The sequence below is a fragment of the Vibrio sp. 970 genome (genome assembly GCF_033339075.1).
The window spans coordinates 228,119-242,485 of the sequence record NZ_JAWOTW010000007.1 but is presented as its reverse complement, the minus strand read 5'-3'; the positions used below and the strand labels follow the sequence as shown (position 1 = coordinate 242,485).

The window sequence follows — 14,367 nt, the reverse complement described above, 5'->3', positions numbered from 1 at the left end:
CTTGCCATTGATGATTTCCGTGAGGGTATAGTCACGGAAATGAGAGGGACAACCAGTGGTGTAGAGCAAGGTCTGGCAGTGACGATTCGGGTAAGTGACGGAGACAGCACGCTGAATTTTACTGGCCTCGTTGATGCCTCAGGTTCGTGGACAGTAACCGGAATTGACGTAAACACTCTCAATCTAAACAACACGTGGACCATTGAAGCAGAAGTGTTGGATGCCGCCGGCAACCACGCGGTCGATACCATGCCGACAATAGTGCTACCCGGTTCAACGGTATTTTCTGAAAACATCGTTGGATTTTTTGGTGAGCAAAGCAGCTCGGCAGCCATCAACATAGAAAATGGTGTGCCAGCACTGCATGCAGAGCAACCAAGTTTGAGTGCGCTTACATCGGTCGGTCAATCTATTAACGTTGTTGTTGCAGAAGATGGGTTGAGCTTACAAGGAACATCGACTGACGACCGATTAGTTTTCTCAGCAGAAGTCAATGATGATGGTACGGTTCAAATTACTTTTTATGAAGCGATTGATCATGGTGTAGGTCAAGATGAGCTGGTGACTAACGTATTGGTTGAAAGCACTCAAAGTGATGCTGATGGTACACAAGAGACGGTTGTGGCACCGTTAACGATTACTATTTATGACTCTGATCCGGTGATTAGAGATGACACATACTCAGTCGTAGAAGATCAAACAATTACGGGCAATCTACTTGAAAATGATATTGATCTTGATGGAACACTTTATGTGAAATTTGTAGAGGCTGGCGGGGAGCAGAAGTCAATTCTAGAGGGGGGATCCGTAAGTTTTAGTTTAGAAAAAGGCGAATTAACCGTATTTTCTGATGGCTCTTGGCAGTTTGATGCAGATCGAAACCTAGATCATTCGGTCGAGCAAAGTGTTTCTTTCAGCTATTTAGCTGCAGATGACTCCCAAGACTATGGCTTGGCTAACGCGACCATTGACATTACTGATGGACAAGCAGGTTACGTAGGCAATGCGACTATAGACGTAACAGAAGTCCCTTTGGATGGCCCGATACTGAACTCTGAAGGAACTGTTAATATTGTCGCGGGATCTGACAATCCGGATCCGAGTAGTTTGTATTTCGGTGGGTCATCTATTACTAAGTTAGAAGCATTAGGGCTTACAAGCTCAGTCTCTGATAATGAGCTTAGCTACACGTTAAGCTCCAGTGGAAAGCAAATCACAGCATTTGCCAATGGTGTCACTGTATTTACGTTAACATTGAGTGGCGTTGAATCGGGTGATGATGTATTAGCTTCAATTTCGCTTACTCTTGAGCATCCTATCGATCAATTCAATAGCAGTGATACGGTCACTTTCCCGTTGACCATTGGCGGCGTAGATTTAGATGCCACACCGCTTGTAGAGAATGAAATTGATTATGTTCTAAAGGATGGTGCAGACCCAACTTTAAATAATTTGAATGGGGTAGAAGTAAAAGAATCTGATCTCGCAAATGGAAGTGTGTTGAGCTCAGGGAATTTTCAAGTTGAGGTTGGCAGTGATTACCTCGAATCTTTGTCGTTCATCGTCTCTGAACAACCCTTGTTGACGAGTGGTGAACAAGTTGTGCTTTATCAAGTCTCTGCGGATGGCAAAACACTTGATGGTTATATTCTTGACGAAGATGGGCAAACTCAGATTCCCATCTTTCAAGCTACCCTCAATGCTTCATTACCTATTGATGCAAATAGCGACATTACCTACTCCTTTGAGCTTTTTCAGGCTCTCGACCAACAAGAAAATACTGATCCAAACGTACCTCTCGTTGTTACTGCAATGGACTCAGACCAAGATAACACGTCGGTCGTTTTAGACATTAATGTGATAGATAACGACAATGGACAAGCGCTAATCAATAGTGGCAATGTCGAGTTAACCGAAACACCTGTCGATACAAACATTGCTCCTGATGGGGTTTCAGCCATAGCGAATACGGATGTGATAGTTACGTCATCATTCGATCCGATTGTGTATCTGGGTGTTGACATAAATGATGGAGATACTGTCAAAACTACGCTTGGTGATGCTGTTACTTATAACGGAGAGGCTGTCACTTGGTACGATAACAATGATGGAAGCTTTGACGCAATTTCAGACACTGGAGACGTTGTATTTAGGGTCACGTTACCTAGTGACTTCTCTTTGCCATCAAATGATACGTCTACTGTTAATGTAACTGTAGAGCTTTATCACTCGCTTGACCATGTTTTAGGTGATGGGACGCAATTGTCGATCTCTATGCCCATCGTGGCGAGAGATTCTGATGGAAGCGAGATCTCTACGGAGTCCAACATACTGGTCTATGATGGCTTGTTTCCGGAACTAGTAATTACAGAGGGAATCACAGTCAATGAAAGCGGGTTGAATGATGATTCGCTTGATTCTGGCATCGAGGGCTCGTCACCATCCATTACGCTATTACAAGGTTCAGACTCTATCGCCAGTGTGAGCGTGAATATCGATATGTTCAATGCGCTCGGCTATAAAACAAGTAGTGGTAGCCTGGTTTCGCTTGATTCACCGGACTCGAATGGTTGGTTATATGCAAGAGATGAAAGCGAGCAAGACGTCTTTAGAATTAGATTTAATACCGATGGGACTGTCGAGTTTGATCTATACCGTGCACTTGAACACGATGAACCTGACGGTGTTCCAGCGGACGAGAACACATTAGAACTCAGTTTTTCAATTTATGCCGTTGATAAGGATGGCGACCAGTCTGAAGCTGAGACATATACCGTTAGTGTAGTGGATGATATCCCTGAAGACACAAGCTCACCAATAGAAATTGAACTTACCGAGGGGGATGAGTTTTCGGGAAACTGGTTTAGCAATAATGCCGACTTAATCAGTTCAGATGGCACGTTGATTTCAAGTTTGACCTATGCAGGTGAAACATACGATACGGCGAGTTCGGTATTTAGCAATGATGCTTGGACCATCGATTTAATCAATAGTAGTGATGGTAACTTAAAATATGGAACGCTGACTATTGCTCAAGATGGGACATTTACGCTAACTACCGAGCTTATTGTTAATACGCCTGTAGGTGGTTTGCTTGATGATCTAACGATAACTGTGACGGATGCAGACGGTGACCAAGCAAGCAGTGAAGCTCAATTAATTCTTGATGATGCCAGGGGCTTTATTCGAACCGTTAATGTAGATACGTTAGAAGATAATGGCGCGAATAACAGTGGAGACCCTACGCCAGTCGCGTTACCGATTAGAGTTTCTCCTGGGGATACGGAGAATAATGAGCGTGTTGAAGCGATAAGGATCTCTGTTGAATCTCTACAAGGAGGGGCTCTGTTTTTAGACGGAGCGCGCCTTGAAGATGATGATAATGACGGATTTATTAGTCTTTCTGGTACAGAGCTAATGGGGGTGGGTATATTCACTGTTCCAAATGGTGATCTCACTTATCAACCAGCACTAAACCTGTCGGGCAACACTATCAAAGTTTCGTTAGCAGTGTCTGCATTAATCGTATCTGATGTCGAACCGGATGGTTTTGTATTACAAGGCAATAATACGTTAAATGTTAACGTTTTACCGGTTGCAGATTTGCCAGAGTGGTCTAATGATTCGGACTTTTCTTATCAAAGTGTTGAAGATTCCGCTGAATCACTTTCACTCAATATTGTCGCTGAAAAGTTTGACCAAGACGGTTCTGAAACGCTCCACTACCAAATTTCGAATATTCCAGATGGACTTATATTAACACTTAACGGAAGTGCTATTGAGGAAGGGAAAGCGTATAGCCAATCCGAGTTAGATCAAATTGAAATCACATCTAACGAAAACTTAGCCGGAAGATTTACTTTTGATGTAACGGCAGTAACGACTGAGTCGGGTAGTGTGTTTGCCGATGAGCAAGATAAAACAGCGGAGATTACTGAGCAAGTTGTTATCGATATATCTCCAGATGCCGATGTGCCTACGCTGACCGTTAAAAACATTCAGGGGCTTGAAGACCAAGCGATTGACTTAAAAGAGTACATCTTAGGGCGGCTCACTGACACAGATGGCTCGGAGTCTCTGTCTTATCGCATAGAAGTTCAAGATGGTTGGACATTGCCTGTCGGAGCTGGGATTACGCTTATCGGTATTAATACCTACCTAGTGACCTCCAATGCTCTAGCCAATTCAGAGGCGTTACTTCAACCAAAATCGGATATCAGCTCATTTACTGAATCTCTATCCCTTCAAGTAACCGCCATTTCAACAGAGTCGACTATTGATGGCTTAGCACCTCTTAATGAAACCGCCGAGAGCCAATTTGCAACCATTGACATTAAGCTAAAAGGCGTGGTCGATGAACCAATTGTCCTAGATGGTGGACAGGGGAATTGGCAATATGATCAAGCGACTAAAGTAATTAGTAATCTCTCTACGTTAGACGAAGATAACCTGATACAACTGGATTTTATCATCCAGACATCAGACGACGATCTATCAGAAGAAATTAATATCTTGCTTCAGAACATCCCTTTGGGAACACAACTGACAGATGTAAATGGTGACCCTATTGTTCTTCCAATTGCTTACGTGGACCCAATAACGGGGCCAGTTTATCAGGTCTCAAACGCTGTTCTTGAAAACACTTACCTCAAAACAGAGCAAGATTTTAGTGGAACACTGAGCATGGATGTTATCGTCGTTTCAACAGAGCCGGATGGTGATTCTGCTGAAACCCCTCTTAAAGTGGAAATGGAAATCTCACCTATTGTTGATCAAACTGACGGCCAAGAATTACAAAGCAATGGTATTGAGGACAATTTCATCACACTAAATCTTGAGCCTGTCGTTAATCAAGATATAGATTCTAGTGAGTCCTTGACAGGATACACCATTGTATCCATTCCAGATGGCTTAACGCTTTACTTTGATGGTAATGCAGTAGAGGAAAGTAACTTACCGTTAGAACTCAATGAACTACTTGATGGTAGCTCGGCAACATTATCTGAGTTGTTAAACAGTGGACGAATCACTGTAAAAGCTAATGAAGACCTAAGTGGGACGTTTAGCCTGGAAGTTCAGTACGAAGTGACAGACACGTCTCCTACGATGGAGACTGATGTAAAGGCAATCAATGGCTCTTTGAGCGTCGTGGTTTCTGGAAAAGTGGATATTGGTAATGAAGATATTGACAAAACACGTTTAGAAGGCGCGACTGAAGTATTCACAAGTACGGATGGGTCTGCTGTTGACGTGAGTGGAGGCATTACATTTACAGAAGCGGATATTGATGGTTCAGAGTATCTCGATTACATCGTTTTACAGATACCGCAGGGTCAAGACCTCATTGTTACTGATCCGAATGGTGCTTCTCAAGATGCCGATGGGAACTGGCTGATTCCAATGGAAGGAATCACAAGTGATAGCGTGTTGGAAACCGCTCAAGATTTGCTTGCTAGCGCATCGATTTATAGCCCATCTAATACAGAGATACTTGATGTGAATGTGTTAGCGTATGTTCGAGATGGAACGGATGCTCAATACATCACAGGTCAGTTCCAAATTCAAATTACTGGCCATGAAGGAGATGGAGACCAGTGTGCTGATCCTGGTGAACCAGGAAGCGTTCAAAGTGGGGATATTGTAGGTAAAGAAGGTGAAGATGTCTCAATTGGGGCGTTTTTAAACCCTGATGTAGCGAGTAGTGATGGTAACTTAGTTTCCTTCTTTGTCGCCGCAGATTCTTTACCTGAAGGAGTCGAGCTTACTGGCGAAGGTGTGATACCTGCTTATGATAATGCGGGCAATCTGTTGGGTTATTCAATTTCTAGCGCTGGATTGTCTTCCTTGACGCTTACTGGCGTGGATGAGGACTTTGCTGGTTGCATTACTTTCAATTTAGAAGTGACAGAAACGGCCCCATGCGATGGTGACTCGAAAACAACCGCTCAGACCATTACGGTACAAATCTCTCCTGTTGTCGATGATATCGCGATAGCACCAAGCCAAGTTACGGTTCAAGAAGATACTATAACCAACCTGAATCTTGCTCTTGTATTGGGCGATAGTGAAGGACCAATGCAGTCCATTACTGGAGAAGGTGACGCAGCGACTGGCCTTGAAAGTGTCAATTGGGTTTCTTTATCGGTGTCTGACGAGAATGCGCGGTTTACTGCCGTGGACCCGAGCCTACTCATTGACAACGGTGATGGAACATGGGTAGTGACAGATGTTACGCGTCTAAACGAAATTCAGTTAATCCCACCTGAAAACTACAGTGGAGAGCTTGTTATTTCCGTTGACGCAAACATTACTGATGAAGTCACGGGAAGTTGTTTAAGTACTGACAGTGCGAAAGATACTCAAACTAAATCAACAGAAGTTACCGTTACCATTGCCCCAGTGGTTGATAAAGCGGTTCTGGAAACAGAAGACGTAGTTGGTGATGAAGATAATTATATTTATTTAGGAAACTTATCTGCATCATTAATCGATCAAGATGGTTCTGAGTCGATGTCTTTGGTCATGACAGGAGTGCCAGACGGAGCCGTGTTGGTTTGGGACAGTAATGGGACGTTCGAATTACTCCCTGATAACGGTTCAACGGATGGTGAGAGCAAGGAGTGGCAGCTAACTCAAGCACAACTTGATAAGGTTTACTTTCTACCGCCACTAGATTTTAGTGGGGATATTTCATTAACACTGCAAGCTATTACCCAAGAGTCTGGATCAAACGACTATAACTATACCACTTCTCAGTTCAACGTCGGCGTAAAACCGATTGGCGATGATGTATCGTTGAATACAACCTCTAACACGTTCACTGGAGATGAAGGTGATTCCATTTCGATTGACTTTTTAGCGAGCGGTTTTGAAACAAATAGCAACGAATATATAGAAGTGTCAATGTTGATCAAAGCAAGCTCTGAACCCTCTGCATTGGAAGGCTTAGGTAGGATTCGTATTGGAACTCAATTCTCATCCTTTACCTTCGATGACGCGGGCAATGCCGTGGCGACGGTATTAGTGCGAGCAAATGAAGTGTCAGGTTTGGAGTTCATTCCGAAGGATGCATTTGGAACGATGGATGTTGCTCTCAATGTTAGAACGTTTGATCAAGCGATAGTGTCAGAGACACTCGAAACCGATTTTGGAGATGTGCAAACTACCGATCTAACCATTGTTGTTACCCCTGAAACTGATGAGCCAACACTAACGGCCGATTATCAGTCTATTGTGTCTGAAGCGTCTGGGAGTATTCCTTTGGGGTTGAGCATGAATTTAGTCAATCCTGCACCCGAAGAGTTTGGAAGTGTGGAGATTCGCGGATTACCAACAGATCTAGAGTTGAGTCATGGTGAAAGATTGAACGGCATTTATACTGTTGATCAAGAGGATGTCGCTGATCTTTCCATCGTTGGCGGGTTTAGCGGTGCAAGTGATTTTACGTTGTCGATAAAACCGATTGCAACACTGGGTGCTACAGTCGCAGAAGGTGCTGCTCAGACAGTCAATGTTACCTTAGTGGAAGAAGGGGGCCAAACATTACTTGCGACAGATGCTAATGATTTGCTTATTGGAGGAAGTGGCAGCGATGTATTCCAGTTTGACAGTTCAGGGCTCGGTAACGAGTTAAAGCCCTCGTACGATGTGATCAACGATTTCCAAATATCCGTTATTGGTGATGATAATGACACAATTGACATCGCCTCGATAATCACCGCTACCTCGATAACAGAAGTCGATAATAAGCTCGATTTAACAGAGAATGATGATGGCGTAACGCTTCACATAAAACCAGAAGAGACGGGGACAAAACAACAGATTCTTATGCAGGGCGTCACTCTCGATCAGCTTTACAAAGGTGACTCGACTGGCGTAGCCGAAGAAAATGTCTTACAGAAGATGATTGATGACAACAACTTGCTAGTAGGTGGTATGTCATGAAGCATCACTCATCCTCATCAAGTGAGCTGACTAACGATCCTTGGGGGCAATCGTTAACTTGGTTGATGCGCTATTTTGAGGTTAGACACCATACAAAAAAGGTGCTTTCTGGATTACCTCTTGTTGAGGGTAGATTGGATAGTGACTTATTCATCAGAGCCGCTGAGCGAGCCGATCTTGAACTCACATTAATCGATTTAAAATCCACCGCAATGTTGAGCTTTCCATTGGTGGTAATCAATAGGAAGACGTTACAACCCGCTATTATATCTGAGCGACATAACAGCGATTATCAAGTCACGTTATTTAGTGAAGATCAAGGTGAAACGCAATACGTCACGATCGAGGAACTGCATAATCAATTCCAGCCTCAAGCATGGCAAGTTTCTATGCGTCCAGAGCTGGACAAACGGATAAGTTCTATTCAAGCGGATTATAATGAACATTGGCTTTTCGCCGTAGTGAAAGAAATGTCTCCGTGGTATCGAGATCTTTTGATTGCCTCTTTCCTTATCAATACGCTAGCGCTAGTTATTCCGCTTTTCACTATGAACGTTTACGATCGTGTAGTGCCTAATCAAGCTTTCAGTACATTATGGGTTTTGGTCGCTGGTGTCTCCGTCATCATTATTTTTGATTGGCTATTGCGTAAAGCAAGGGGAGTTGTCACTGATACCGCGGGTAAGTACATCGATAACAAGCTTTCTTCGATACTTTTTTCTAAAGTTATGGGGATGAAACTTGAACACCGTCCTGCATCAGTCGGTGCATTCGCTCGACAACTACAAGATTTTGATAGTGTTCGCGATTTTTTTACTTCTGCATCTCTTGTGACCTTAGTTGATCTCCCATTTACGTTGTTATTTTTAGTCTTAATAGGTTGGCTAGGTGGGGCAATGATGTTCATACCTATTGCCGTCATGTTTACCCTGCTGATCCTTGGCTTTGCGGTAAAAGCAAAAATAGAACAATCACATACGGAAAGTGCTGCACTATCCATGAAGCGACAAGCTCACTTGTTTGATTCATTGTCCTCTTTAAAAGAGATTAAGCAAAATAACGCTACGGGAGAAGCACAAAAGCGTTGGGAGCAAACGGTATCCATGCTTTCTGATTGGCAAAATCAATCGCGAAACTATTCGAATATCGTTGCTTACTCCATTCAATCTAGCCAGCAGATAATTACCGTAATGTTACTTGTAACAGGCGTGTACAGAATTTCTGAGGGATTGCTCAGCATGGGGGGGCTCATTGCTATTGTCATGCTTAGCGGTCGTGCTGCAGGGGCGATTAACCAGTTAGCTATGCTGTTACTTCGCTATCAACAGACAAAAACAGCGGTTGAAGGCTTAAATTCTATCATGTCTTTACCTCAGGAGGCGCAACGCAGTCAGGTCATTACGTCTGCCGAATTTACAGGGAATATACGTTTAGAAAACGTGAGCTTCCAATACCCAGATGTTGATATGCCATGTTTGAGAGATATTAATCTTACTATCAAGCAAGGCGAACGCGTTGGCGTTATTGGTAGTGCAGGAGCAGGAAAGTCTACACTCCTTTCTATTATTACCAATCAACTCAGTGTCTTACAGGGTAGCGTTTATTTTGATGACATTGACAGTCAGCTTTGGCCCGCCGAATTGATAAGAGAGAAAACGGGTTGGGTTGGCCAAGATTCGCATCTTATATACGGCAGCATTATGGAAAACATAGTATTAGGACATCATGTTATTGATCAAGAACGTTTACGCCGTGCGATAGAATTATCGGGTTTGAACCAGTACATGAGTCGCCTTCCTCATGGTCTAGAAACGCAAGTCGGAGAAGGAGGGCGTTATTTGTCGGGGGGGCAAAGGCAAGCTGTAGCGATTTCAAGAGCTTTTTATGGAAACCCAGCAGCATTAATTTTAGACGAGCCAACCAGTTCCTTAGACCAGCCTGCTGAGAATGCATTGTTTAATGCTCTTAAATCGTTGCCGCACTCGACGACGATGATTATTAGCTCTCATAAACATTCCTTATTATCGCTTTGTGATCGAATTGTTGTGCTTGATAAAGGCACAATTTTGAGGGAAGGAGCGCCCCAAGAAATTTTTGCTAAACAACAGTCTAACGCGAAGACGAACAGAGTACGCGCAGTATCAATTGTACGCGAAGGAGGTCAATGATGAGCACAGTTCGTTGGAGTAATGCTCATTTAGCAAACCGTTCGAGAACGTTGATTTGGTTGTCTGCCGCGTTAGTGCTGAGTGTGATTATTTGGGCCTCGTGGGCGAGGTTAGACGAAGTGGTTGTCGGCGAAGGAAAAGTTGTTCCTACTTTGTCTGTTCAGACGATTCAGAGCTTAGAGGGAGGCATTCTAAAGGAGTTACTTGTCATGCCTGGTGAAAGCGTCACTAAGGGGCAAACCATCGCCATTCTGGATGATACAAGGTTTAAGTCGACCTATTCGGAGACCTCTGAACAAGTAGAATCTTTGCTCGCCAGAAAGCAGAGGCTTCAAATTGAATTAGAAACGGTAAAAGTGAATAGCCTCCAACTGGATTGGAAACAACAAGTGAGTATCGAGCCTCAGCCATTTGATATTTCGATGACCGGCCACTCTGCCTATCTGAATGCCAAAGCAAACTATCTTGAGCGGTTGAGCCAACTGGAGTCTGAGCTGGAGGAGGCTAAATTGCGAATTGAGCAACAATCGCAAGCTTATCTAGATACCTTGAATACCATTCAAACACTAAAAAGCAGTCTGGTTATTGTCTCGAAAGAGCGAGATATGCTGAGAGAGGTGGTTTCTAGTGGCGCGGTGGCTGAAGTGGAATTATTAAAACTGAATAGAGACGTTATAAAGCTCAAAGGAGACATCGCGAGTTCACAAGCTGCTGCCCAAAAGCAAAGGGCTGTGTATTCTGAATCCATCGCAGATTATCGTGGTACTGCGCTTGCTTTTAGGGCAGAGGCACAAGGGCAGCTCAATGAAGTTGTGACGCAACTAGCGCAGCTCAATGAAAGTCGTCAGGCGATTGCGGATCAGTTGAATCGAACGCAGTTACTTTCTCCGGTCGATGGAACCATCAAAGATGTTTTTGTCAGAACCATCGGAGGTGTGGTTAAGCCGGGTGAGCCTATTTTAGAAATAGTCCCTCGTAATAGCACGTTAATCGTTGAAGCGAGAATTTCTCCTCAGAATATCGCCTTTATAAGGCCTGGCCTGCCGGCAACGGTAAAGTTGTCTGCCTATGACTTTGTCATTTACGGAGGCCTAGAAGGAGAAGTGACCTACGTAAGCGCCGATGCACTTCAAAATGAAGAGGGCAATGCCTACTACCGTGCCAACGTTACTTTCAAGGTTGATGATAAGTTTACGATCATCCCGGGAATGCAGGTTGTGGTAGACATTCTTACAGGAGAAAAAACAGTACTGAATTATTGGTTAAAACCTATATTACGTGCGAAAGAGAATTCGCTCAGAGAAAGATAGACATAAGGATATAAGATGCGGCTTAAATCAACGTTATTGGTCTTGTTTGCAGTATCATCGTCGCCAAACGCTTTGACTTTAGAAGAGTCAGTTACGTTATCTCTCGATAGCTCCCCAAGTTTGCTTGCTCGCTATTCTCGCTATGAGTCGATGGTACGAGACCGAAATGCCATAAATGGTTCATTTCTTCCTCAGGTTAATTTGTATGCAGCAGCAGGGTACGAAGGTACTCGATATAACAACGGAAACTACATCGACAGTGAAGATAGAACATTAGAAAGAACGGAGATGGGCGTAAGAATCTCCCAACTGTTATTTGATGGATTTAAAACAAGTGCTGACGTTGATCGCTTATCTTACGAGGCTGAAGCTGAACGCTTGGACTTATTGGCATCTGCGGAAAATGTTGCATTAGATACTGTCAGAGCGTATGTGGATGTTTTACATGCCCGAGAGTTGATGAAACTGACAGAAAGAAACCTAAATGAACACCAAGAGATCTACCGTTTCATTCTAGATAAAAAAGAAAAAGGTTTAACCAGCAACTCCGACTTAGCGCAGGTTTCTTCGCGTGTCGCGACAACACAGTCCTCATTGATTGCCGCCCAAAACAATCTTTCCGATGCTAGAACAAGATTTGTACGTTTGGTTGGTCGAGCGCCGCAAAACTTAGTTGAACCTGTTTACCCGCAGGAGTTGCTTCCGAATAAGCTTGACGAAGCACTCAAACAAGCGGTTAGGTTGCACCCATCCATACAGTCAGCGATGAAAGATTTAGAGGCGGCTCGACATGAAGTAAAAAGAGAAAAGGGGGATTACTACCCAGAGCTCAAGCTTGAGCTGTCAGCCAACAAAACAGACAACGTGGATAATATTGAAGGCATTAACGAAGATGCAAAGGTTATGCTGACGGTCAACTACGATCTTTTTAACGGCTTTTCTACAGACTCCCGAGTGGAGTCATCTGCCTGGCGAGTAGAGGAGGCGAGGGCTATTCGAGCAAATGCAGAACTAGATGCGAATGAAGGTGTAAGGCTGGCATGGGACGCACATACATTGCTTCAACAGCAAATGGAGTTTTTAAAAGTCAACGTTGATGCGGCGAAAGTAACTGAATTAGGGTACATCCAGCAGTTCAATGTAGGGCGACGCAGTTTGTTAGATGTATTAGATGCCAAAGTTGAAACGTTTGTTGCGAGACGGAACTACACCCGAACAAAGTACGATCATTTGGTTGCCACTTACCGTTTATTCAACTCGATGGGGATTCTGACTTATGCGTTGCGAGTTGAGTATCCAGAGAACTGGAAGGAGAACAATAATGGATAAATTCGCAGTGACGAGTCTTCTAGTTTTCATGTTAGCAGGCTGTGCTGAATCACCGAATACGACGTTGACCACTTACCAGTACAACGACCTTAAAGACAATGATAGTGATGGCGTGATAAACCAACGAGATAACTGCGCAGATACGCCAAAAGGTGTGGTTGTTGACAGTGAAGGCTGTGCGAATTGGGTCAACGACTCGCAGACACACCTGATCAGCTTTTTCTTTGCGATGGATGAGCATCAGGTAACGCCATCTCATGATATGCCGCTAAGCGAGTTGAAAGCACTGCTTCAGAGTAACCCAAATGCGCAAGTCATACTGATAGGAGACACAAGCCCTGAAGCGTCACTCGAATACAACAAAGCGTTGGCAAAGAAAAGGACGGCAGCTATACGAGAATTGCTAGTGAGAAACGGCATTCAAGATAATCGAATTGAAGAGCAAGAGTTTTATCAGAATACGGCATTGACGGTACAACTAAAAAAACGGGAAAGGCGCACAATTGCTGTTGTAAACACGAAAGCTGAAAGTACTGAACAAGCGTGGACTATATTTAGTTCGGACAGCGAGTTGACACCTAATTCGAAGTTGGAGCTGAATTATGAAAATTAAAGTCTTGCCTTTCCTTGCTCTAACTTCATGTTTGATTTCACCGCTGGCATTTGCTGACTCTGAGGCTCGAACATCGATTTTTGTCGAACCAGAGATACTAGAAACGATAGAAACATTGATAGATGAGCCAAGTGTAAATGTAGCGCTTGCATCTCAGTCTGGTGGTTTTAACGACATGCTAAATGACGGAGCCTCTATTGCGATCACATCTAAGAAATGGTCAGATGAAAACATCTCCCGATTTCAACGAGAAAGAGGCCACAGGCCTACACGTTTGTTTTTAATGGCAAACGCTATTGTCGTAATCAATAGTCAAAAGAGTACGGTAGATAGTGTTTCCGTTAGTGAATTGAAACGCTGTGATGCAAATACGTATGCTTTCGGGGAGATGCGTTTAAGTAACCCAGATGTGAGCTCTAATGGTTGTCAATCATCGATTCAAATGCTTGATGAAGACCGATTGAAACGGGCTTTAAGCGACGACTTGTCAGCCAAAGCTTATATGCGATACTCCGATTTTAAATACTCAGAACAGTGGTCGAGCTACAAGGCTCTCTCTGTTCATCATAACGATGACTCATGCTCTTTGAGCACAGATTGCATCTATTCTCTTCGCTATCCATTTTCCGTGGTCTATTACGTTTATATAAATAAACAATTCGACACTAATCAGAAGATCAAAAAATCAAAGCTATTTGAACTCCTTACAACCGACAACAATACACAACAGGTACGAAATGCTGGGTTTATTCCACTACCAAAAGCGCTTATTAAAATAAATAGGGTGAAGTTAGGGCTAGATGAGCCAGTTGTTTTAAACGGGTATAAATAAACTTCATACGCCTAACTATGTGGGCTTGAGTGAACGTACCGCTCTAGGAAGTTTGCCTTGCTGCTCATTTATCTTTGGTTAACCTTTGGTCAATTGAGTTGGTTGTAAGTGGTTTTGTTGGTAATTTTTCTATCATTGTGGCAAGTTTACTTAAAACTACTTAAGTGAATT

6 protein-coding genes are annotated in these 14,367 nt (G+C 43.4%); all 6 read left to right on the top strand.

Features of this window, described 5'->3' with window-relative positions; all coding sequences use genetic code 11:
* Positions 1–39 precede the first annotated feature (39 nt).
* The 6 genes from R7Q11_RS13170 to R7Q11_RS13145 are packed head-to-tail and all read left to right on the top strand — an operon-like array spanning position 40 to position 14,196.
* Entirely contained in the window at positions 40–7,944 is a 7,905-nt protein-coding gene (locus R7Q11_RS13170; RefSeq protein WP_225466504.1) for an Ig-like domain-containing protein, read from the top strand.
* Entirely contained in the window at positions 7,941–10,112 is a 2,172-nt protein-coding gene (locus R7Q11_RS13165; RefSeq protein WP_225466503.1) for a type I secretion system permease/ATPase, read from the top strand. Before R7Q11_RS13170 ends, R7Q11_RS13165 begins: the two co-directional genes overlap by 4 nt.
* On the top strand, positions 10,109–11,422 hold the full coding sequence (locus R7Q11_RS13160; protein WP_021033865.1) for an HlyD family type I secretion periplasmic adaptor subunit: 1,314 nt from the start codon (positions 10,109–10,111) through the stop codon (positions 11,420–11,422). The genes R7Q11_RS13165 and R7Q11_RS13160 overlap by 4 nt, the downstream gene beginning before the upstream one ends.
* Before the next feature lie 15 nt (positions 11,423–11,437).
* Entirely contained in the window at positions 11,438–12,751 is a 1,314-nt protein-coding gene (locus R7Q11_RS13155) for a TolC family outer membrane protein (protein WP_005377756.1), read from the top strand.
* On the top strand, positions 12,744–13,364 hold the full coding sequence (locus R7Q11_RS13150) for an OmpA family protein (protein ID WP_053303115.1): 621 nt from the start codon (positions 12,744–12,746) through the stop codon (positions 13,362–13,364). Before R7Q11_RS13155 ends, R7Q11_RS13150 begins: the two co-directional genes overlap by 8 nt.
* Positions 13,354–14,196, top strand: coding sequence for a phosphate ABC transporter substrate-binding protein (locus tag R7Q11_RS13145; RefSeq protein ID WP_213896343.1), 843 nt, complete (start codon positions 13,354–13,356; stop codon positions 14,194–14,196). The genes R7Q11_RS13150 and R7Q11_RS13145 overlap by 11 nt, the downstream gene beginning before the upstream one ends.
* Positions 14,197–14,367: the final 171 nt, after the last annotated feature.